At 59.9% G+C, this 22,842-nt stretch carries 17 protein-coding genes and 1 tRNA gene; 5 read left to right on the top strand and 13 right to left on the bottom strand.

Translation table 11 applies throughout. The features are described 5' to 3' along the window. Positions 1 to 170: 170 nt before the first annotated feature. A complete protein-coding gene (gene dibA / locus ACVVH8_RS00995; protein WP_475228073.1) occupies positions 171 to 2,090 on the bottom strand; it encodes a phosphodiesterase DibA in 1,920 nt (639 codons plus the stop codon). A gap of 146 nt (positions 2,091 to 2,236) precedes the next feature. On the opposite strand from dibA, the gene desA reads away from it, so the two are divergent. Both desA and ACVVH8_RS00985 read left to right on the top strand, forming a co-directional pair. Next, positions 2,237 to 3,421: a delta-9 fatty acid desaturase DesA gene (desA, locus tag ACVVH8_RS00990; protein ID WP_103306514.1), complete on the top strand. Its 1,185-nt coding sequence runs from the start codon at positions 2,237 to 2,239 to the stop codon at positions 3,419 to 3,421. A gap of 235 nt (positions 3,422 to 3,656) precedes the next feature. Beyond that, positions 3,657 to 4,646, top strand: coding sequence for a GGDEF domain-containing protein (locus ACVVH8_RS00985; protein ID WP_475228071.1), 990 nt, complete (start codon positions 3,657 to 3,659; stop codon positions 4,644 to 4,646). A 120-nt stretch (positions 4,647 to 4,766) separates the two neighbouring features. Here ACVVH8_RS00985 and ACVVH8_RS00980 read toward each other — a convergent pair whose 3' ends face one another. The 3 genes from ACVVH8_RS00980 to gabD form a co-directional block, all read right to left on the bottom strand. Further along, positions 4,767 to 5,978: a response regulator gene (locus ACVVH8_RS00980; RefSeq protein ID WP_315445190.1), complete on the bottom strand. Its 1,212-nt coding sequence runs from the start codon at positions 5,976 to 5,978 to the stop codon at positions 4,767 to 4,769. Positions 5,979 to 6,119: 141 nt separating this feature from the next. Continuing rightward, positions 6,120 to 7,397, bottom strand: coding sequence for a 4-aminobutyrate--2-oxoglutarate transaminase (gabT, locus tag ACVVH8_RS00975; RefSeq protein ID WP_201236039.1), 1,278 nt, complete (start codon positions 7,395 to 7,397; stop codon positions 6,120 to 6,122). A gap of 185 nt (positions 7,398 to 7,582) precedes the next feature. After that, positions 7,583 to 9,025, bottom strand: a complete 1,443-nt coding sequence (gene gabD / locus ACVVH8_RS00970) for an NADP-dependent succinate-semialdehyde dehydrogenase (protein ID WP_475228069.1) — start codon at positions 9,023 to 9,025, stop codon at positions 7,583 to 7,585. A 442-nt stretch (positions 9,026 to 9,467) separates the two neighbouring features. Here gabD and ACVVH8_RS00965 point away from each other — a divergent pair. Both ACVVH8_RS00965 and ACVVH8_RS00960 read left to right on the top strand, forming a co-directional pair. Then, positions 9,468 to 9,544 (top strand) — tRNA-Arg (locus ACVVH8_RS00965). Positions 9,545 to 9,747: 203 nt separating this feature from the next. Continuing rightward, on the top strand, positions 9,748 to 10,788 hold the full coding sequence (locus ACVVH8_RS00960) for a virulence RhuM family protein (protein ID WP_103306510.1): 1,041 nt from the start codon (positions 9,748 to 9,750) through the stop codon (positions 10,786 to 10,788). Positions 10,789 to 10,841: 53 nt separating this feature from the next. Here ACVVH8_RS00960 and ACVVH8_RS00955 read toward each other — a convergent pair whose 3' ends face one another. The 5 genes from ACVVH8_RS00955 to ACVVH8_RS00935 form a co-directional block, all read right to left on the bottom strand. After that, positions 10,842 to 11,114, bottom strand: a complete 273-nt coding sequence (locus ACVVH8_RS00955) for a hypothetical protein (RefSeq protein ID WP_315445188.1) — start codon at positions 11,112 to 11,114, stop codon at positions 10,842 to 10,844. A 21-nt stretch (positions 11,115 to 11,135) separates the two neighbouring features. Next, positions 11,136 to 11,726: a hypothetical protein gene (locus ACVVH8_RS00950; RefSeq protein WP_475228066.1), complete on the bottom strand. Its 591-nt coding sequence runs from the start codon at positions 11,724 to 11,726 to the stop codon at positions 11,136 to 11,138. Next, positions 11,723 to 12,334, bottom strand: coding sequence for an RNA polymerase sigma factor (locus ACVVH8_RS00945; protein WP_315445186.1), 612 nt, complete (start codon positions 12,332 to 12,334; stop codon positions 11,723 to 11,725). Before ACVVH8_RS00945 ends, ACVVH8_RS00950 begins: the two co-directional genes overlap by 4 nt. Then, positions 12,335 to 14,014 (bottom strand): vWA domain-containing protein, encoded by a 1,680-nt coding sequence (locus tag ACVVH8_RS00940; protein ID WP_475228064.1) that lies wholly within the window; start codon positions 14,012 to 14,014, stop codon positions 12,335 to 12,337. Positions 14,015 to 14,101: 87 nt separating this feature from the next. Beyond that, positions 14,102 to 14,665: a YbhB/YbcL family Raf kinase inhibitor-like protein gene (locus ACVVH8_RS00935; protein WP_103306505.1), complete on the bottom strand. Its 564-nt coding sequence runs from the start codon at positions 14,663 to 14,665 to the stop codon at positions 14,102 to 14,104. A gap of 139 nt (positions 14,666 to 14,804) precedes the next feature. Here ACVVH8_RS00935 and ACVVH8_RS00930 point away from each other — a divergent pair, with 139 nt between their 5' ends. Next, positions 14,805 to 16,328 (top strand): FAD-dependent oxidoreductase, encoded by a 1,524-nt coding sequence (locus tag ACVVH8_RS00930; RefSeq protein ID WP_475228062.1) that lies wholly within the window; start codon positions 14,805 to 14,807, stop codon positions 16,326 to 16,328. Positions 16,329 to 16,440: 112 nt separating this feature from the next. On the opposite strand, the gene pgaD is transcribed toward ACVVH8_RS00930, so the two are convergent. The 4 genes from pgaD to pgaA are packed head-to-tail and all read right to left on the bottom strand — an operon-like array spanning position 16,441 to position 22,815. Beyond that, the gene (gene pgaD, locus ACVVH8_RS00925) at positions 16,441 to 16,971 is read right to left on the bottom strand and encodes a poly-beta-1,6-N-acetyl-D-glucosamine biosynthesis protein PgaD (protein WP_213027189.1); all 531 of its coding nucleotides are present in this window, start codon (positions 16,969 to 16,971) and stop codon (positions 16,441 to 16,443) included. Then, the gene (gene pgaC / locus ACVVH8_RS00920) at positions 16,968 to 18,323 is read right to left on the bottom strand and encodes a poly-beta-1,6-N-acetyl-D-glucosamine synthase (RefSeq protein WP_315445183.1); all 1,356 of its coding nucleotides are present in this window, start codon (positions 18,321 to 18,323) and stop codon (positions 16,968 to 16,970) included. The genes pgaD and pgaC overlap by 4 nt, the downstream gene beginning before the upstream one ends. A 1-nt stretch (position 18,324) precedes the next feature. Continuing rightward, a complete protein-coding gene (pgaB, locus tag ACVVH8_RS00915) occupies positions 18,325 to 20,322 on the bottom strand; it encodes a poly-beta-1,6-N-acetyl-D-glucosamine N-deacetylase PgaB (RefSeq protein ID WP_213027187.1) in 1,998 nt (665 codons plus the stop codon). Positions 20,323 to 20,334: 12 nt separating this feature from the next. Then, positions 20,335 to 22,815 (bottom strand): poly-beta-1,6 N-acetyl-D-glucosamine export porin PgaA, encoded by a 2,481-nt coding sequence (gene pgaA, locus ACVVH8_RS00910; RefSeq protein WP_475228059.1) that lies wholly within the window; start codon positions 22,813 to 22,815, stop codon positions 20,335 to 20,337. Positions 22,816 to 22,842: the final 27 nt, after the last annotated feature.

The raw sequence follows: 22,842 nt of genomic DNA, 5'->3' as shown, positions 1-22,842 counted from the left end.
ATCTGGCGGAGCAAGGGTTTGCGCGTATCCGGGGCCGACAGATAACCCTGTGATGAGGGGATTTATCGCCGATGGACTGCGTAGCAGTCACGATTTTTTGGGGCCGCTGCGCGCCCCATCGGGGATAAATCCCCTCACCACAGGTTTAGTGTCAGCCATAACAGGACTTGTTAACCGATAACAGGTGCTTTCGCCCAATCAATCTCCATCGCCGGAACCGGCCGCCCAAACCAGTACCCCTGCCCCAGATCACATCCCTGCTGCAGCAGAAACGCCGCCTGCTCACCCTGCTCGATCCCCTCGGCATGCACCTGCATGCCCATGCTCCGGGCCAGCGCGATGATCACCCGGACAATCGCCGCGTCATCCTCGTCCCACGGCAACCCGGCAACAAAACCCTGGTCGATCTTCAGTTTCTGCACCGGCAGACGCTTGAGCCGCAGCAACGACGAGTAGCCCGTACCAAAATCATCAATCGCCAGGCGAATGCCCAATTCACGCAAACGATGCATCTGCTCCAGCGCCACTTCCGGGTCGTCCATCACCGCGCTTTCGGTGACTTCCAGTTCCAGACAGGCCGGATCCAGCCCGGTGTCGCGCAGCACCTGCGCGACCTGCTGATACAGCTCGCGTCGGGCAAACAGTCGCGACGACACGTTCACCGCGACAAACGACAGCACCACACCGTCCAGTTGCCATTGGCACATCTGCCGGCAAGCCTGCTGCATCACCCAGGCGTCGATTTCGGCAATCAACCCGGTGCGCTCGGCGATTGGAATGAACTCGGCCGGCGACACCAACCCGCGCTGTGGATGCTGCCAGCGCACCAAAGCTTCGACACCGATCAGACGGCTGGTTTGCAGATCATGGACCGGTTGGTAATAGACCCGCAGTTCCTGCTGTTCCAGGGCCCGGCGCAGCTCGAAGGCGATTTCAACCCGTTGCTGGGCGTGGGCGGTCAGTTCTTCGGTGTACAGCGCGTACCCATTACGTCCGCTGCCCTTGGCCTTGAACAGCGCCGCGTCAGCATTACGCAATAACTGATCGGCGCTCAGCGCGTCGCTGGGGAACAGGCTGATGCCGATGCTGGCGTTGATGAACAGCTCGTGGCCATCAAAGCAGAACGGCTCCTTGAGCGCGTCGAGAATGCGCTGGGCCAGCGCCGCCGCCTGGCCGGGCTGTGGACAACTTTCCGCCAGCACGGCGAATTCGTCGCCGCCCAGGCGCGCCAATGTGATGCCCGGCCCGAACAACGCCTGCAAACGCGCGGCCACCGCTTTGAGCAGGCGGTCGCCGACGTTATGCCCGAGGCTGTCGTTGATCATCTTGAAGTGGTCCAGATCGAGCAACAGCAGCGCACAACCGCGCTTATGGATCTGCGCCGACGCCAGCGCCTGCTCGGCACGGTCGCCGAACAACAGGCGATTGGGCAGATCGGTCAGCGGATCGTGGTGGGCGAGGTGCTTGAGCTCATGTTCGGAATGCTTGATCGCGCTGATGTCGGAAAACACCGCCACGTAATGGCTGAGCCGGCCCTGATCATCATGAATGACGCGGATGGTTTGCCACTGTGGATAAATCTCGCCGCTTTTACGCCGGTTCCAGATTTCGCCACTCCATTCGCCCAAGGATTCCAGCGTAGTGAACATCGCCTGATAGAAGCTCGGCGGATGATGGCCGGATTTGAACAGGCTCGGTTGTTGGCCGAGCACTTCTTCGCGCTGATAACCGGTGATCTCGATGAACGCGCGATTGACGTGAACGATCAGCCCATGATGGTTGGTGACCAGCACCCCTTCACGGGTGCAATCGAACACGGCGGCCGCTTGGCGCAGGCGCTCACGGTCGGCATGACGCTCGCGCAATCGCGCACCGATCCCGAGAAATTCACATAGCCGCGCCCGCGCCAGAAAGATCAGCCCGGCGCTGACAGCGGCGAATACATAACCGTTGATCAGTTGCCATCGCGCAATATCGGCGGAGTTATCGAAGAAACTGTTTAATAAATGATCAGTGCCCAGCAGCCACACGGCGGCAAGCACAAGATAGAGCAGCGCTGCACGCAAGGCATCGCGATAAGTGGCAGACATTCGGCTGTCCATGTCCCTACAAAAAGGTTGGAATTATAGGTCAAGAAACATCCAGCGACTCTTATCTGAAAGGGCGACTGGTTTTATCTGTGTGCTTGGTGATAATGCAACGGCTGTTTTTATCTTTATCGAGGGCCCTATAGCCTATGTGGTACGAAGGTTTTCTTGGCTTGTCGGCCTGGTCACTGGTCGCAGTCACCCTGCTGATGACTCACGTGACAATTGTCGCCGTCACGGTCTATCTGCACCGTTACTCGGCCCATCGCTCGCTGGAGCTGAATGCCGGCCTTAAGCACTTTTTCCGCTTCTGGCTGTGGCTGACCACGGCGCAGAACACTCGCGAGTGGACCGCCATCCACCGTAAACACCACGCCAAATGCGAAACCGAAGATGACCCGCACAGCCCGGTCATCAAGGGTTTGTCCACCGTACTGCGTACCGGCGCCGAGCTGTACCGCGCCGAAGCCCAGAACCCGGAAACCCTGCGCATCTACGGCAAGAACTGCCCGGAAGACTGGATCGAGCGCAACGTCTACAGCCGCTACCCGCTGCTGGGCGTGGCGATCATGGGCGTCATCGACCTGCTGCTGTTCGGCACCATCGGCATCACCATCTGGGCGATCCAGATGATGTGGATCCCGGTGTGGGCTGCCGGCGTGATCAACGGTCTCGGTCATGCGGTCGGCTATCGCAATTTCGAGTGCCGCGACGCGGCGACCAATCTGGTGCCCTGGGGCATCCTGATCGGTGGCGAAGAATTGCACAACAACCATCACACCTACCCTAACTCGGCCAAGCTGTCGGTGAAGAAGTGGGAGTTCGACCTCGGTTGGGCGTGGATCAAAGTCTTCAGCTTCCTGCGTCTGGCCAAGGTGCAGCGTGTTGCGCCGATTGCTCACCGTGTCGAAGGCAAAGGCAATCTGGACATGGACACGGCGATGGCGATCCTCAACAACCGCTTCCAGATCATGGCCCAGTACCGCAAGCTGGTGATCGGGCCGCTGGTCAAGCAGGAACTGGCCAAGGTCGATCATTCGGTGCGCCACCAGTTTCACCGGGCCAAACGCCTGTTGTCGCGGGAAACCAGCCTGCTGGAGGATCGTCACCACGCACGCATCCAGAACATCCTCGAGCACAGCCAGGCGCTGAAAGTCATTTACGAAAAACGCCTGGCCCTGCAGCAGATCTGGGTCAAGACCAGCGCCAATGGCCACGACATGCTCGCCGCCATCAAGGAATGGGTACACGAGGCCGAGGCCAGCGGCATCCAGTCCCTGCGCGAATTTGCCGATCAGCTGAAAACCTACTCGCTGCGCCCCGCCGCAGCCTGATTGTGTTGAATGAATCCCCTGTGGCGAGGGGATTTATCCCCGATCGGTAGCGTAGCTAGCGCAATTTTGACGACGCGTTCTCATTGTTGAAACGCGTCGCCACTACCGCCCGGCAGAACCCCTCTGCCGCTGGGAACTTCGCTTCCATTCCCCTATCTCAAAGACACTTCGCCATCCCGGCGGGCTGTACTGTGGCCGTTGTCGAATTGCGGCACGCCCTTTGAGAACTGTGCCGATGGTCAACAACAATCAAAAAGACTCATCCCTCCCGCAATGGCCCGAGGCCGCGCAAACCCTGATGGCGCTGATGCACGCCCAAGGCGAAGTGGCGCGGTTGAGCGAGCGCGAACAACTGTTCAGCTCGCTGCTCGTCAGCGTCAACGCCGTACTCTGGGCTTTCAACTGGGAAACCCGTCAGGTGCTCTACGTCAGTCCTGCCTATGAACGGATTTTCGGTCGCTCTGCAGGCCTTTTATTGGCCGACTCCAACCAGTGGCGCGACAGCATCTACCCTGACGATCTGGATTACGCCGAACGCAGCCTCGCCGAAGTCCTGCACACCGGGGCCGTCGAAAATCGCGAATACCGCATCATCGCCGCTGACGGCCAGGTGCGCTGGCTCAGCGATAAATGCTTCATCAATCGTCAGGACGAACCCGGGCAACCGGTGATCATTGTCGGCATTGCCGAGGACATCACCGACAAAAAGCAGATGGAAAACGAGCTGCAACGCCTGGCCACCACCGACGTGCTGACCCAGAGCAGCAATCGTCGGCACTTCTTCGAGTGCGCCAATCGCGAGTTCGAAGAAGCGCGTTTGCAGGGTGCGCCACTGGCTTTCCTGCTGCTGGATATCGATGACTTCAAAGTGATCAACGACAGCTACGGTCATCCCATGGGTGACACCGTGCTGCAACAGATCGCCGAGTGCGGGCGCAGTTCTTTACGCCGGGGTGATCTGTTCGGGCGAATTGGCGGTGAAGAGTTTGCCGCAGTATTTCCGGGCTGTGCGCCGGACATGGCCATGCAGGTAGCCGAGCGACTGCAACAGGAGATTCAGCGTTTGAGCTTCAGCCATGAAGGCCAGACGTTCGGCATTACTGTCAGCCAGGGTCTGGCCCGTCTCAGCGAAGGCGACGAAAGCCTCGACAGTCTGTTCGCCCGCGCGGATGCGGCGATGTATGAGGCCAAACGACAGGGCAAGAACCGCGTTATCTCTGCATAACCTTTATTCAAATGATCCACAAAACCTGTGGGAGCTGGCTTGCCAGCGATGAGGCCAGCACATTCAGCAATAATGTGTCTGCGCCTACGCCATCGCTGGCAAGTCGAATCGTCGCACGAGTTATTTGCGCATCCGCATCAACTCCGGCAATCCGATCTTCAGCAACCGCGCCGTGCGACTCTTCGCCAGTTCTTCAACACCTTCATGCTCGGTCAGACGCGCCAACTGCGCAGCCATGTTCATCACCAGCGCCTCACGGGAATACACCCCGCCACCAAGCTGATAGACCGAGGCAATCAACTCGCGCAGTTCCAGCGGCAACCGCCAGCGAGTGCGCAGCGCCGAACCATAAGCGGCGCCAAACTCGGCCAACGCTTCACCGACCTCCTCCAGCTCATCCAGCGCTCCACCGGCCTGCTGCCACTCCTGCAAACAACGCAGCAATGCCAGATCACCCAAACGATGCAGCATGCCTGCGCAATAGCAGCGCTCCTGATCCAGATCCAACAGGCGCGCCAGCGTACGGGCGTATTCGGCCGTATGCAGCGACAGCCCCCAATATCGCTCGGCGTAATCCGCCAGGCACGGATCACTGAGTCTGGCGCTGCGCTTGAGCGCCAGCCCAAGAATCAGATTCATGCTCTGCCCGGTGCCGAGTCGATGCAGTGCCTGCGCGAGCGTTTGAACCGCGGCGCCATGGTGCTGTGCCGCACTGTTGGCCGCTGCGATCAGTACTGCCGTGATTTGTGGATCGGTTTTGATCTCATCTTCCAGCAGCTTCAGATCGAGGCCATTGGGATTGAGGCTGCGTTTGACCGCCAACTGCACATCGGTCATCAACGGTGCGCCATCAGCCTGCTCACGGCGCCGCTCAAGAAAGACTGACAAGGTCATGCCCGGCGCCAATGCCGGGATCTCACAGAACACTTCTTCACCGGCATTGAGCAACAAACCCTGCAAACGCTCGGTCAGACTTTCCATGTTCAGCGGTTTGGTCAGATACGCCGTGGGCGCCAGCGGTATGGCTTCGCGCACGCTGGCGCTGTCGTTGCGGCTGCTCATCAGAATGAAGGGCAGCGGCGGATTGCGTTTACGCTGACGCACGCTGCGCAAAACACTCAAGCCATCGATACCGGGCAATTCCCAGTCGACGATGGCCAGGTCATAGGGGACTTCGCTGAGCATCGACATTGCTTGCTGGCCATCGGCACACAGGTCCAGCCGCGCATCGCAACGTACGTTCAGCAGCACTTGTTTGAGCAAATCGCGAGACCATGGATCGGCCTCGGCAATCAGCACTCGGGGTACGGCGGGTAAATCAACGGCAGTCATGCGCGCTCTCCCTTGCAATGCCTGAACCTTAGCCAATGCTGGCCTTTCGATACAGCGCTAAAGCGCTCGATGTGTTTCAAGGGGCATAAAAAAACCCGCCGAAGCGGGTTTTTTGTCGATCAAGTCACATCGCTCAGAGCCTTACAGCTCCGAGAAGCACTCTTCGATGATCGCCAGACCTTTGTCCAGTTGCTCATCCGGCGAGGTCAGCGGTACGAGTACGCGCAGCACGTTGCCGTAAGTGCCGCAGGACAGCAGGATCAGACCCTTGTCGCGAGCCTTGGCCACCACGGACGCCACTGCAGCCGCGTTCGGCTTGTGGCTGTCGCCGTTTTCGAACAGCTCGACCGCGATCATCGCGCCCAAAGCACGGACTTCGCCGATCACCGGGTACTTGGCCTGGATAGCTTTCAGGCCAGTGACCAGACGCTCACCGACAGACTTGCAGCGATCCAGCAGTTTTTCTTCTTCGAACACTTCCATCACTGCCAGGGCAGCGGCGCAAGCGATCGGGCTACCGGCGTAGGTGCCGCCGAGGCCGCCTGGCGCGATGGCGTCCATGTATTCGGCCTTGCCGCAAACACCGGCCAGCGGGAAGCCGCCCGCGATGGATTTGGCGAAGGTGGTCAGGTCGGCAGCAACGCCCATCTGTTCCATGGCGAAGAAAGTACCGGTACGGCCAGCGCCGGTCTGTACTTCGTCAGCGATCAGCAGAATGCCGTGCTGGTCGCACAGCGCGCGCAGGCGCTTCATGAATTCTTTCGGCGCGACGTAGAAACCACCTTCACCCTGTACCGGCTCGATGATGATCGCAGCGATGTCTTTCGGCTCGGCGTCGTTCTTGAAGATGCGTTCGATGGAAGCGATCGAGTCGTCGATGCTCACGCCGTGCAGTTCGTTCGGGTACAGCGCGCGGAAGATGCCGCCTGGCATCAGGCCCATGCCGGCCGAGTAAGGCACGACTTTACCGGTCAGACCCAGGGTCATCATGGTGCGACCGTGGTATGCGCCGGTGAAAGCAATCACGCCAGCACGGCCAGTGGCGGCACGGGCGATTTTCACGGCGTTTTCCACGGCTTCGGAACCGGTGGTGACCAGCAGGGTTTTCTTGGCGAAATCACCAGGCACCTTGGCGTTGATCTTTTCGCACAGCTCAACGTACGGCTCGTAGGCCAGTACCTGGAAGCAGGTGTGGGTCAGCTTGTTCAGCTGTTCGGTCACGGCAGCAATGATTTTCGGGTGCACGTGGCCGGTGTTCAGCACAGCGATACCGCCGGCGAAGTCGATGAATTCACGACCTTCAACGTCAGTCACGGTAGCGTTCTTTGCCGACTCGGCGAAGATCGGGTGAATCTGGCCAACACCGCGAGGTACGGCAGCGGTACGGCGGGCCATCAGTTCAGCGTTAGTCTTGCTCATTACAGTCCTCATTCGCCGCTCATCGGGCGGCGTGGTTCAAGGATTAAGCGGGAGGAATCGGCGGTGGCAGCATGCGATGATCGACTGCCACGGCGTTCCCGGCCGCAGAGAAAATTCCGGTTTGAAACGACGCAAAGGGACAGCGCTCTCGTGCCCTTTGCGTTTGCAGCGATCCCTTTCCCGGCTTAGATGCCCAGGCAGAGGTATTTGATTTCCAGGTAATCTTCGATGCCGTACTTGGAGCCTTCACGGCCCAGGCCCGAGGCCTTGATGCCGCCGAACGGCGCGACTTCGTTGGAGATCAGCCCGGTGTTGACGCCGACCATGCCGTATTCCAGCGCTTCCGCTACACGGAACACACGACCAAGGTCACGAGCATAGAAGTACGAGGCCAGACCGAACTCGGTGTCGTTGGACATCGCGATCACTTCGGCTTCGTCTTTGAAGCGGAACAGTGGCGCCAGCGGACCGAAGGTTTCTTCCTTGGCCACGGCTGCGTTCTTAGGCACGTTGGTGAGGATGGTCGGCTCGAAGAAGTTGCCTTCCATTGGCTTGCCACCAGCCAGTACGGTGGCGCCCTTGGCCACAGCATCAGCAATGTGCTCTTGCACTTTGGCCACGGCTTTTTCGTCGATCAGCGGGCCAGTGGTGGTGCCGTCTTCCAGACCGTTGCCGATCTTCAGCTTGGCCACAGCCACTTTCAGCTTCTCGGCGAATGCGTCGTAAACCGAATCCTGAATGTACAGACGGTTGGCGCAAACACAGGTCTGGCCGTTGTTGCGATACTTGGAAATGATCGCGCCTTCGACGGCCTTATCCAGGTCCGCGTCGTCGAACACGATGAACGGCGCGTTGCCGCCCAGTTCCAGCGAGACTTTCTTGATGTCCTTGGCGCATTCCGACATCAGCTGACGGCCGATTTCGGTGGAGCCGGTGAAGGACAGCTTGCGCACAGTCGGGTTGCTGGTCAGCTCGCTGCCGATATCGCCAGCGCTGCCGGACACCACGCTGAACACGCCCGCAGGAATGCCGGCACGCTGGGCCAGTTCGGCCAGGGCGAAAGCGGAGAATGGGGTTTGCGAAGCAGGCTTGAGCACCATGGTGCAACCAGCAGCCAGCGCTGGGCCGGCTTTGCGGGTGATCATCGCCGCGGGGAAGTTCCACGGGGTGATCGCTGCGGTCACGCCGATCGGCTGCTTGATCACGATCAGGCGCTTGTCTGGCTGGTGGCCCGGAATCACGTCACCGTAAATACGTTTGGCTTCTTCGGCGAACCACTCGATGAACGAAGCGGCGTAAACGATTTCGCCCTTGGCTTCGGCCAGCGGCTTGCCCTGTTCGAGGGTCATCAGGCGAGCGAGGTCGTCCTGGTTCTCGATCATCAGTTCGAACCAGCGACGCAGCTTGCCGGCACGCTCTTTGGCGGTCAGTGCACGCCAGGCCGGCAGCGCTTTGTCGGCGGCTTCAATGGCACGGCGGGTTTCGGCAGCGCCCATTTTCGGCACGGTGCCGAGGATTTCGCCGGTGGCCGGGTTGTTGACCTTGATCGTCTGACCGTTGTCCGCATCGACCCAAGCGCCATCAATGAAGGCTTGCTGGCGGAACAACAGGGTGTCTTTAAGCTGCATGTCGGCTTTCCTTAACAGCACCGCGGCCTGCGCGGAGCAAATTATGATTGTAGAAAGGCGCCTCGCAAGGCTGCCGTCAGGGAAATCTGTGAGCGGGTGAGGCGCATTGATCGTGCTCGACTCGAAACACCTGCGCTTCAACACCCGATCAACGAGCGTTTGAAATCTCAAACGGATCGTAGGAGCAAAGGGGTTAAAGGACAATAGGGCGTTCGAAAAAAAGAACAAAAACGCCGCGTTTGTGGAAATTTTCAGATCAACGCGCAAAAAGCATCCGCCGCAGCGAAACCATAGATCAGCCCCGCGAAAGCGCCAAGCGAGGGTTTTGCAGGACGTTACAGCTTTATGGAATGCAGGCACTCAAACCGACACGCGCACTGACAAAACCCGCCGAAACCCAGCATGGACGCCCCGAGCCGACCTAGGTATGATGGCGCCCGCTGCACCAGTAGCTCAGCTGGATAGAGTACTGCCCTCCGAAGGCAGGGGTCGTGGGTTCGAATCCCGCCTGGTGCACCACTGATTTAAACGAGAAAGCCCCGGACTGTGATGGTCCGGGGCTTTTTTGTGGGCAATGAACTTATGAAAAAATCGAGTCTGGAAACAAAATTTCACGACAATTGGGTTCATTAGGTCAGCGGTTTTCGCCACACTATGCAGCCTCCCCCGAGTCCTTTCCAAACAATTTATAGACTCGCCAGAACTGGTCGCGGAATAACTCAATGACTGATCAGAACGACACAGACTATCCTGCCGCCCCTCAAGGAGAGCTTTTGCTTTTTCAAAGCTCCGACGGCCAGGTCCGCCTGGAATGTCGATTCGGGTCCGAAACGCTTTGGCTATCGCAGTCCATGATTTGCGAACTGTACGGTAAGGCCAAGGCTACTATCAGCGAACATATAAGCCATATTTTTGCCGAGGGCGAGTTGTCGGAGGATTCAGTTGTTCGGTTTTACCGAACAACTGCCGCCGACAACAAACCTTACAACGTCAAGTATTTCAGCCTGCCCTTGATTATCGCGGTGGGATACCGTGTCCGCTCCAAACGAGGAACCCAATTCCGTCAATGGGCCACGCAAGTACTTCAAGGGTACCTGATTAAAGGCTTCGTCATGGACGACGAGCGATTGAGAAACCCTCCCGTAGGGCACTCACAGGTACCTGACTACTTTGATGAGCTGCTTGAGCGCATCCGAGATATTCGAGCCAGCGAGAGGCGGGTTTATTTGAGGGTGAAGGATATCTTCGCGATGGCGGCCGATTATGTGCCATCCAACAAGGACACGACTGCGTTCTTTCAGATCATCCAAAATAAACTTCATTTCGCCAGCACCGGCTTGACTGCCGCTGAGTTAATAGCACAGCGCGTTGACGCCTCAAAAGCGCATATGGGTCTAACCAACTTCAAGGGAGATGAAGTGCGTAAAAGCGATGTCACAATCGCTAAAAACTATCTCACTCAAGAGGAGATCAATGCTCTTAATCGTATCGTTACGATGTGGCTGGATTTCGCAGAAGATCAAGCATTGATGCGCAAGCAGATTTTCCTGCGTGACTGGCAGGAGAAACTGAACCAATTTTTGGAATTCAACAGCCGCCAGATTTTGCAGGGATCGGGACACACCAGTAATCAAGCAGCAGAAGAAAAAGCCCGAGCTGAATATGAGATCTATGCCGAACGGCGCAGAGCTTTGAAAGAAACAGAGGGCGAACGGTCCGCCATTGAGGCACTTCGCGGCATTTCAAGAAAGAGTCGGCCCTGACCCCGCAGCCTTGGATCAGGCAACTACGCGCTGGACCCGCACCTGAAGCTCATTTACTCCGTCGTCCAATCAAACTCATCGTAATCCTCATCCTCATCTTCTTCCCCCTCAACCTCCTCCTCAAAGACGTCCTCTTCCTCAAGCACATCCTCTTCCGGCTGATTCAGGAGAAACTCCTTACGCGCTTCGGTAATCGCGCGGCGCATCTCTTCGCCCTTTTGCGGGCAATTGAGGAGTTGGGCGATGCGGTCGATTTTTGGTGCCACAGTGTTCTCCAGCGATTCAGCTATGGCCCGATAGTGCGCGTTTTTAAGGGGCAATGCCAAATGGCTGGACGAACAGGGCGGTCAGTTCTTCTGGATTTGTTCGAGCCGGGCGTCGAGGTCGGCGTTCGGGTAGCGTTTGTGCAGGTTGTTGAACAGGCTGTCGGCGGCTTGTGATTGGCCAGACTCACGCAGACGCAGGACTTCGCGCAGTTGTGCGTCGAGGCCGTTGGCCGGGGCAGCGGCGCGTTTGCTGAATTGGGCTTCGTCGACGAGGATGGCTTCGCTCTGCATCGGCGCGGTCATGTCCACCCTCGGCGGGGGTCCGGAGAAGGTGCCCGCAGGGGCGGCGAATGCTTCCGTTGCTTGTTCGCGGGCCACCGGGGCCGCGGGTCTGGCGGCAGGGGCAAAGTCGAATTGCGGCTGCGGTTCGGGCGCGCGTTGCACCAGCGACAGCATCAGGGCGACGCCAACCAGGCTGGCGAACGCGACTTGCCAGCGCGGTTTGCGGCAGGCGTCGAGCCAGCGTTGCCACAGGCTTGGCTTCGGTGTTGGCGCTGCACGGTGAGCTGCCTTGAGAATGCGCGCGTCGAGGTGCGCGGGCGGTTCGCCGTGGTGTTGCTCGCGATAGTGCTTGAGCAGTTGTTCTTCGGGTGTCTGGCGGGCGTCGTTCATGTCAGTACCTCCTCGGCCAGCAGCCGACGCAGTTTTTGCTGGGCGTAGCGCAAGCGGCTCTTGACGGTTTCCAGCGGTGTTTCGGTAAGGCTGGCGATTTGTGCCAGGTCGAGGTCGCCGTGGGCGCGCAGCAGGAACACCTCGCGCTGGTCGGCGGGCAGGGTTTGCAGGGCGTTTTCCAGACGCAGGCTGTCGCGGCTGAGGTTGAGCAATTCTGCAGGATCGGTCGACTCATCGCTGACAGCGTGGACCTGTTCATCGTAACTGTCGTGCAGTGGCTGTTGGGCGCCGTGCTTGCGCCAGTGATCGATCAGGCGATTGCGGGCAATCTGGAACAGCCACGTACGAAAGGTCGCCCGTCCCTGTGGCTGACTGGCGCTGCGGATCAGGCTCAGCCAGGTCTCCTGAAAGACCTCATCGGTAAGCTCCGGTTTACCGCTCAAACCGAGCAGAAATCGATACAGGCCCTGACGATGACGGGCGTACAAGATCTCGAACGCCGCGCCGTCGCCCTCGCGGTAACGCGCCAGCAACGCTTCATCGCTGCTGGCGGTCGGGCTGTCTGGTGAAGCAAACAGCTGATTAATGAAGCTTTTCAGACGACTCACTTATTCAACCCGTCGCTCAGTGGACAGCGTATTCGATGCGGTTGTGTTGCGCAGGCTCTGCGCCAATTCGACCAGTTGCACAAACTCGTTACGCAGGCCAAAACGGTCATCGCCTCGTGCGCCACGGGCCAACGCTTCGGTGTCTTTCAGGCTGAAATCTCCGGTATAGCGGCCGTCCTTGAGTTGCTGGGAAAACGCGGCGACGGCGGCGGCAAAGCGCAGGTCTTCGCTGGCCGATGCAACCTGACTGGCAATCGGCCGCTCGATCAGCAGACTTTTCCCACCATCGGGCTGTTGATAACGCACACGCAGCATCGCCAATTCCCCGTTCTTTTCGGCAACAGCCTTGTCGGATTGACCGTAACGCAGCGGCTCCAGCCAGCCCTTCTCCCCCGCCGGAACAATTTCGTACAAAGCCGTCACCGTGTGTCCTGCACCGATTTCGCCGGCATCGACTTTGTCATTGCTGAAGTCCTCACGTTTCAAGGCACGGTTCTCGTAGCCGAGCAGGCGATATTCACTGACCTGCGCCGGGTTGAATTCCACCTGCAATTTGACGTTTTTCGCCACCACGGCGAGGGTCGAGCCAAGTTGATCCACCAGTACCTTGCGTGCCTCGCGCAGGTTGTCGATGTAGGCGTAGTTGCCGTCGCCGGCATCGGCCAATTGTTCCATCAAGTGTTCATTGTAGTTATCCACACCAAAACCCAGGGTGGTCAGGGAAATTCCGCTTTTGCGTTTATCCACAGCCATTTGCTTGAGGCTATCGAAGTCGCTGACGCCGACGTTGAAGTCGCCGTCGGTGGCCAGGAGGATACGGTTGATGCCTTTGGGAATAAACGCCTGTTGTGCCATTTGATAGGCCAGTTCGATGCCCGAGGCGCCAGCGGTCGAGCCGCCTGCGGTCAATTGCTCAATGGCTGTACGAATTTTCGCTTTTTCCCGTCCGGAGGTCGGTTCCAGTACCACTCTCGATTCGCCGGCATACACCACCAGCGATACGCGATCCTGCTCGCGCAACTGATCGACCAACAGTTTCAGCGTGCTTTTGACCAGTGGCAGGCCTTCGCGACGATCCATCGAGCCTGACACGTCCACCAGAAACACCAGATTCGCCGGGGCCAGTTCGGCCACCGCGCGGTCGGACGCCTTGATGCCGATGCGCAACAATCGTGTGTGCGGGTTCCACGGCGAAGCTGCCAGTTCGGTGGTCACGCCAAACGGTGAGCCATCGCTGGGCAGTGCGTAATCGTAGGGAAAGTAATTGACCATTTCCTCCAGCCGCACCGCCCCTTCCGGCGGCAGGCGCCCCTGATTGAGCAAGCGGCGGACGTTGGCGTAAGCGCCCGTGTCGACGTCAGCGCTGAAGGTTGAAACCGGAGTGTCGGCGACGCTGTGGATCGGGTTGTCGGCAAGCGTTTGATATTGCTCACGCGGCTCGTCGCGATAGCCCTGTGGATAACTTTCCCCGGCAGGCATCGCCGCGAAGCTGGCAATGGGCATCGGACGCGCGCTGCGCTTGGCCATCGCGGCATCGGCGAGGATCACCTCATGTTGCACCAAGGCTGCAGGCTGAGCTGGCGCAGCAGCCGATTCAGGATTGGAAGAAACGCCGCAACCGGCGACGGCCAGCAGCACACCGACCGCTACAGGTCGCAGAGAAGGCAGAGGAAGGGACATGGGGCTGACCTCGGGATGAAAGTGATCATTCATCCACTGAGACGAGCAGCCCTTTCAGTTCGGGTTAAACGCCGCTAAAAATTTTTTTCAGCGGTGATAACGCCGCACTACGCTGCTGTTGCGCAGCACATGGCCTTTGATTTTTTCCATCAGCTCGGCGCGGGTCAGACCGGCAGGCAAGGCGTCCGGTGCGAGATCCAGAGCGTAAATCTGAATGATGTAGTGGTGAGCGCTGTCGCCAACCGGAGGGCACGGACCCATGTAGTGGGTGTTGCCCTTGCTGTTCGTGCCGCCGACGCCTTCGAATGCGGATTTGGCGCCGACACCCGCCGCGATCTGGTGAGTCGTGGCTTTGATGCCGTAATGAATCCAGTGATCGACGCCCAGGCCTTTCTGGCCGTCCGGGTCGTGCATGACGATCGCGTAGCTCAGGGTGCCGGCAGGCCCGGCGTTCCAACTCAAGGCCGGCGACTGGTTCTTGCCGCCGCAACCTGCCGCATCGCTTGCCGCCGCCGAGGTGAACAGGCGATTGTCCGAGACACCGGGGATGTCGAGGGTGAAGCGCTCCTGGGCCGCCTGCGCCGGAAACTGCACGCAAAGGGCAACGGCAACGGCCGCCAGCCAAGGGTTGAGAGAGGTCAATCGGGTCATTCCGGGAGCACCTTGTGCAGTGAGGCCGTCGTCGGCTTGCAAACTATAGCTGTACCGTTCGTGCCGTGGCAGTAGCAAATGGCTGAACCTCGCACTGCCGCGCAAACTCGTATGAGAAATGCCCGCGAGGAAGCCGAATATGTCCCTGCACCGTGTCGCCTGTTTCGCTGATGTCCCTGAAGACCGTGGTCTGGAAGTGAAAATCGGCGACTGCAAAATTGTTCTGCTGCGCGCCGCCGGCGAATTACGCGCGTTTCAGGGTGAATGCCCACACGCCGGCGCGCCTTTGGCTGACGGTGCGTTGTGCAACGGGCACCTGATATGTCCATGGCACAAGGCTGTTTTTCGCGTGGAAGACGGCGCTCTATGCGAACCGCCCGCCCTCGATAGCCTCAAGCGCTACCCACTGGAGTTGCGCGGCGAAGAAATCTGGGTGGATGATCAACCGCTGCCGGATCCACACACGCCGCCAGCAGACGATGCGCGCACATTCGTGATTGTCGGCGCCGGAGCGGCGGGCACCGCGTGTGCAGCGGCGCTGCGGGAAAAGGGTTTCGGCGGACGCATTGTGCTGATCGATCACGAACCCGAGGCCGGTTACGACCGCACGGTACTGAGCAAGTTTGTCCTCGCCGGAGAAATGCCCTCCAAAGAAATCCCATCGCTGCGCGATGACGACTTTTACCGCGAACAGCACATCAATCGGGTTTCAGGCGAAGTCGTTGCGCTCGATGCCGAGGGAAAAACCGTTCATTTAAAAGATGGCCGCACACTGCATTACAGCGCCGCCGTGCTGGCGACTGGCGGCGTCCCCAACCCGTTGCCGTTGCCCGGGGCTGACCTGCCAAACGTGTTCGTTCTGCGCTCAAAGGCCCAGGCCGAGCAGATCATCAACGCCACCCAGCCCGATCAACGCGCAGTGATCATCGGCGACAGCTTTATCGCCCTCGAATGTGCCTCGGCACTGCGTCAGTTTGGCCTCGACGTCACGATACTCGCCCGCCATGCAGTGCCTTTCGCGGCTCAATTCGGCGAAGCCGTGGGCAAGGCGATCCGCACGCTGCATGAAAAAAACGGCGTGAAATTCATTACCGAGCATGAGGCGACAGAGATCATCGGTGACGGCAAAGTCGAGGCAGTGCTGCTGGACAATGGATTGCGCCTTTCAGCCGATCTGGTCCTTGCAGGCATCGGCGTACACCCGGCCACCGACGCTTTTGCCTCGTTACCCCGGGAGCAAGACCTGTCGTTGCGCGTCGATGGCGGCATGCGCGTGACCGAAGGTCTGTGGGCGATTGGCGACATCGCCACGTTCCCGCTGAACGGCCAGCCCCAACGCATCGAACACTGGCGTCTGGCCCAGCAACACGCACGGATCGCGGCGGCCAATATGCTCGGTGGCGAGGAGCATTACCTCGATGTGCCGTATTTCTGGACCTGGCATTTCGGCAAGAATTACGACTACCTCGGCCATGCCGAACAATGGGATGAAGTGGATTTTCTCGGCGAGCCCGAACAGCCGCCCTTCATCGGTCTGTTCGGTCGTAACGGCATCGTTGTTGCCGCCGTAGCGTGCGAGAAAGAAAGAGCGATGGCGCTGCTGGCTGAACGCATGAAACAGCCTCTGCCAATGGAAGAAGCCTGGACACTGATCCAGATCTGACCACCGTTCTTGATCGTTCCCACGCTCCTGCGTGGGAATGCAGCCCGTGACGCTCCGCGTCACTGGACGCGGAGCGTCCCAAGAGGCATTCCCACGCTGAGCATGGAAACGATCAAAGCCGGGTCAGAGGTTCGCGATTGTCGTCATCCTCGGCGTGCAGAAAGATCACTCGCGGGTGTTCGATTGGCGCCAACGGTGGCGGCAACTCTGCCTGCTGCACCGGCCAGAAATGCGTCACCACCTGACTGATATCGCCTTCCTGATCGTTGTGAATGGTCATCACCCCCGGCGTGCGGAGTTTCTGGAAGCGGTCATCGCACAGCTTGAAACTTTTGCTCAGCCCTTCGTCGTCGATCACCGGTGAAGGTAAACGCCGCTGGGCAAAACTTCTGCTTTTGCGCTGCTGATAACGCGCCCAGGAAATCAGGATCACCGCGTTGACCAACGCCACCCACAGATAAATCTCTAACGTACCCAGCGCTTCAAACGCCGAGTTGTCGATGCGCGGTCCGCCGGCATGGGTTTCGATCAACGGCCAGAGCCCGCGTACCAGCAGAAACAGCAGGCCAATCCACGCCAGCACGGTGAGAATCACATCGACCACAACCAGAAATGGTCGTTGACGGGTCCGGATGATTTTCATTTGATGACCTCCTCTTCGTCGTCCCCGACCGGCTTGATCCCCCGATCAGGGCTGACCCAACGCGCACGTTTCTGATGCTGGCCGAACAGCACTTTCGGGAAGCTGACCAGCGTGGTCAGCAGGCTGATCAGCCAGAACACCAACGGATACCAGACCACCCAGAACATGGTCCTGCCCAGACCCGGTTCGTAGCGACGGTCAATAATGATGCTGACGGCGAACTGCACCAGGCAGACGAAGGCCAGCAGCAGCCCGGTAAACGCCGGAGGCATCAGGTGATCCACCGCAATGGCTTCCGGCATGACTACGAACTTGCCGACCCCCCAGAAAATCACCGACAGAAGGAAGGTAAACGCCCAACCGGTCGACAGGCAGTATTCGAACAGCAGTGGCCACAGATAACGATGGCGATACTGCCAGATGCCGCGAATGTTCTTGAACAGCACTTCGGCACCACCCTGTGCCCAGCGCAAGCGCTGCTTCCACAGCCCGCCGAGGGTTTCCGGCATGAGAATCCAGCACAGCGCACGCGGCTCGTAGAAGATGCTCCAGTGATCGAGTTGCAGCTTCCAGCTGATGTCGATGTCTTCAGTAATCATGTCCGGGCTCCAGTAGCCGACCCGGTTCAGCGCAGTGCGGCGGAACGCGACGATCACGCCGGAGACGGTGAAGATCCGCCCGAACACCCGCTGCGTACGTTTGATCAGACCGATGATCGACGAGAACTCACCGACCTGCACCCGCCCGACCAGCGTCGAACGCGTGCGAATTCGGGGGTTGCCGGTCACCGCACCCAAACGCGCGTTGTCGAGCATTGGCGCCACCAGATAGGCCGCCGTGTTCGGCGCCAGCAGCGCATCGCCGTCGATGCACACCAGATACTCACTGCGCGCGGCGATGGCGCCCATGCGCAGGGCGACCGCCTTGCCCTGGTTTTCCGCCAGATGCAGCACGCGCAGGCGCGGATCTTCCTGGGCCAACCGATCGAGCACTTCGGCGGTGTTGTCTTTGGAACCGTCGTTGATCGCAATGACTTCGATGTTCGGATAATGCTGGGCCAGCGCCGCGTGAATGGTATCGGCGGCGTTGTCACCTTCGTTGTAGCAAGGGATCAGAATCGAGATCAGCGGCTCGCCTTCCAGTGGTGGCGGCAACGTGTCGTCCTTCCACGGCCAGTGGCGCTCCCAGTGCAGCCAGAAATACAGGCCACCGGCAATCCACAACCCGGACATGAACAACGGGTAGAAGAACACGAAGTCCATCAGGAACTGCCCGGTGACCAGGAAGATCAGCCCCAGCGGAACGCCGAGGACAATCGCCAGAACAAGCAGGGCTAACAGTCTATCCAGCATGTCATGGGTTCCATTTGTTGGAGAGTGCAGGCCTTACGGTTTTCAGGTCCGGCAGGTTGTCGAGGAAGTTGTCCGGGTAGTAGCCGAAACTGGTCGCGCCCTGACGCTTGAGGCGACCCATCCAGTCCGCGAGATGCGCGCCATCGATATTGGCCTGATCCTTTTTCGTCCAGTCCCGGGCCTGCAATTCGAACACGGTGCGGTTCAGTGCCCCGGGGCGTTTGCTCACGGTTTGCACCAGCGACTCCAGCCATGGGCCGGACTCTGCCTGGGTCTGCTTTTCCATCAACGGCATCGCCATCGGCGCCGTCCAGTCGTATGTCGCGAGGAAGTCGTCGAGGTTCTGCGCGTACCATTCTTCGCTGTGCGGATTGAGCATCGGCTCGGCGAAGATGTTGCGCGCGGTCAGCACCTGCGGACCACGAATGGCGCGGACTTTGGCGGTCAGCTCGTTGGTGAAGTCGATGAGGTATTTGCTCTTGAAGCGCGTCCAGCGCTGCATCGCCGCCGGGTCTTCGCGCAGTGCCGCGATCGAACTCGGCAAGCCTTGGGCGGCGTAGGCTTTCAAGGCTTCAGGGCTGGCGTCTTCGAAGTCCGAGAGCACCGCGTCGTCGTGATAGAGGATGCCGTCGACCGACGTCAGGCGCGCCACGTCTTCGTAGATTTCACCGATGATTCGCCTGACTTCAGGATCGAATGGCGACAGGCGTTGGTACTGATTAGGGTCTACCGAGGTGGTGCCGGTTTTCGGGTCCCAACGGGTCACACGCGGCAACTTCGAATCGAGGCCGAAACTCAGCACCGGCATCCACGCAAAGACTTTGACGTGGGCCCGCGTGCGCAACTGCCAGGCGACGCGATCAAAGATGTCTGCACGCACCGGCAGGTGACGGTTGGGGAAGTACAGCGAATGCACTAGTCCATCGCCTTTCGGATCGGCGAAGGCTTGCAGGAACACCGTGTTGGCGCCCATGTCAGCCATGCGCTGGACCAGTTTGCCAAGGTTGATGTCCTGTTGCGCCGGGTCCGGATCGTAGACGTTGTCGAGATCGACATGCACCACGCGCATGGCGAAATCCGACTGCACCCCGACCACGCTGTTGGCGAAATGCTCGCCGTCCGGGTCGGACGCGACGAGGAAACGCGGGCTGCTCATCAGGTTGTCGAGGGCATCGAGACCGTCGTCGAGGGTCAAGGCCATTTCATAGCCTTCCTCGCCGACCACGGTCAGCGAAGTGCCGTCCGCCGTGCCGTATGGCCAGACCCAGACCCGCGGTTTTTTACCGGTGACCTTGCGGATCTTCTCCGAGATGTTGTTCACGTCGGTACGAATCCGCGCCTGGAAATCAGCCTCGGATTCGTAGCGTTTGGTCACCGGATCGTAGCGCCGGGTCGCCGCCGCCGGCTGCATGTTGCCCTGCGGGTTGGCGAGGATGCCCTTGTGGTTGGCGTCGGTGTGGGCGGCGATTTCCACCAGTCCGGATTGGGAAATCTCGCGTATCTGATCCCAGGTGAGAAAATCGGAACGTGCGCGCGGGGCGCCGGCGAAGTCCACCGGTTGATTCAGTGGCGTGTCGATCCAGGTGCCGACCGGCGCCAGCAGTGCGTGCCAGTTATAGGCGCGCAACACCGGCAGCACGCGGGTGTAGAAGCTCGAATAACCATCATCGAAGCTGAGCAGAATGGCTTTCGCCGGCAGCTCCGGGCCACCCCTGCGCGCCGCCATGATCTGGTCGACCGTCACCGGTTTGTAGCCGTTCTCGCGCAACCAGGCGAGCTGCTCGATCATGCGCTCGGTGCGCACAGCGACCACGGCCTGATCGGGATCGCGATCCTCGACATCGTGATAGGCAATGCCCAGCACATGATTTTTCGGCCAAGGTTTTTCGCTGGCCGCCAGCGGGCGCTCCGACGGCGGGGCGAAGGCCGGAGCTTGCTGGGCGCAGGCGCTGACCAGCAGCGCTCCCAGCAGAAGGATGAAACGCGAAATAAAAGGCATCTTCAAACTCTTCTAGAAGCGGAAAGTGAGGTCGACAAGCAGACGCAGATCGGTCTCCCGATCACCGTCGTAGGGCCGGTTGATCACACTGAACAAACCACCCACCTCGAACACGTCGTTCCAGGCATAACGCTGGCCGTAGCCGAGCAGCGCCATGCCGCCGGTGCCGTGATCACGCTGGCTGTACGTCCCCGCGCCGGCCTGGAACTGCTGGCTCCAGGATGTTTCGTAGCGGTGGTAGAGCACGTGATTGACGTTGACCAGCGGCATCACGCTGAAGTCGGACTTGGGATTGAAGTACGGCACGTCATCGGATTTGGAGTTGTGGCTGGTGCCGACTTCCAGACCCGCATCAACCTGCACGTTCGGCGCGCTGTAAACGCCTTCGCGACCGGTGAGCAAGGCTTCGACGCGGTTATTGCCGTCGCTGAAGTGCGACGGGCTCACCGACAGTTTCCACTCGCGGCTTTCGTTGGCGCGCCAGCGGATGAAACCACTACCGCCGTTGGCCTTGATATCGCTGTTGAGCGCGCGCAACGGCGTCTCGGCTGACAGGTATTCGAGGCTGCCGCCGTACTGCCAGTTGTCGTTGATATCGCGGGCGATCGCCAAACGCGCGCCCTGCTTGTCACCGTAGCCGTAGGAGTGGTTGGAGACTTCGGCTTCGAGGGTCATGTCGCGGGTACGACGTTCCAGACCGACGCGCTGGAAACGATGGTTGCCAGTGCCTTCGGCAAAATCGCCAGTGGCGTAACCGGCACCGGCAAATACGCGCCAGTCTTCGTCGATCGGCGGGCTGTACAGCGTCGTCTGGATACCGAAATCACGACTGCCGCTGACCGCTCCGGCATTGCCACTACCGCCGCCATTGGCCTTGCCGCCATAGGCTTCGACGCGCAGTTCGGACATGTCATGCACTTCGCGCTCGCGGGCCAGACGCTGCACTTGGCGGTTATCCGGATAACGGGCAACGACGTCGTCGGTCAGCGCATCCATCTGCCGCCATTCCTGCAATTCCATGGCCGTGTGGGCCTGGCCAATTTCCAGGCCCATGTCACGCGGCACCATGCTCTCGGTTTCCTTGAGCTGCATTTCCGCGCGGCGCGGCCAGTTGCGGGCCAGGTACAAATCGGCCTGAGCCAGACGCAGGCCGATGTTGCCCGGAGCCTGATCGACGAGGGTTTGCAAGCGCTCCTCACCGTGGGGCAGATCAGAACCGTAGGTACCGGCCTGGGCCGCGAGTTGCTGGGCATCCATCCATTCGTCGTTGGGGTTGCCGATCGGCAGCCCCTTGAGTTCGATGCGTGGGCGCTGTGATTTGGCGGCATCCTCGGCGACTTTGCGTGCATCTTCAGCGCGGTCGCTTTCCAGCAATGAGTAGTACAACGCCGTGGTGTCTTCGAGGCGATCGCCGACATCGGCGTCCGGCGCCGCCAGCACTTGGCGATAGAGGTCGGTGGCGATCTCTGGCTGACGCTGATCGAGGTACGACGCCGCGACCCAACGCAGGGCATAGGTCGGAATCTTCACGCCTTCGGCTTGCAGCTTTTGATATTCAGTGATGACGTCCGCCGTGCGTGCGCGGGCCTTGAGTGCGCCCATGCGGTCGATGCGCCAGCGGATCACGTCGTCGTGAGCCGTGGCATCCGGCGTCCAGGTGGCGAGCAGTTTGTCGTAATCGGCCAAGGCGCGATCAGCGATGACGTAGCGTTCTTTTTCGCTGCGGGTGGCCAGTTCGGCGAGACGCACGCGCTCGGCAGCCAGATCGCCTTCGAGGCGACGCAGAGTCACCGGATCGATCAGACCGGGACGTTGATTGGCCAGGCGCAGCGCTGGCTCGGGCAGACGCGCCTTTTGCAGGGCGACCACGTATTCGCGGGCGACTTCCGGTTTGCTGCCGGCACGCTTGAAGGCCTGATCGTATTCGAACAGGGCATCGTAGGGTTTGTTGTCGCGGGTCAGGGCATAGCCCAATGCGAGACGGCGCGACGGATCATCGGGTTTGGCCGCTACCAGCGCTTTGGCGCGGGTCACCGCTTCGTCGGGTTTGCCGGCGTCAGCCTGTGTCAGGGCCAGGCCCAGTTGCAGGTCGGCGTTGTCCGGCTCCAGCGCCAGCGCCTTGTTGTAGACCTGAGTCGCCTGATCCCAACGCTTGAGGTTGCGGTAGGCACGCGCCGTGGCGGTCAGCGCCTGAACCGGCAGGACGCGGTCGCGGCCCTGGGTTTCATAGACCTGCACCACTTCGGCGTCGAGTCCTGCCCAACCGGCGATCTGCAGGTGATCGCTGATCTGTCCGGTGGTCGACTGACCCGGCGGCACCTGACGCAGCACATTCAGCGCAGGCGTGGTCTGCCCGGCACGGGCGTCCCGCACCATCTGATCGTAGGGTGTGTCGGCAAACGCCAGTGCCGGCCAAAGCAACTGGCTGCACAGTGCGACTCGGAACAAAGGGCGTAAACCACGATGTAATACGGGAACATCAATACGCGGCATTCGTCAGCATCCTTACATGGCCAGCCG

It is taken from the genome of Pseudomonas trutticola BRTCR10, assembly GCF_056155105.1.
Note: the sequence above shows the minus strand (reverse complement) of the source record. Positions and strands in the feature narration are given on the sequence as shown.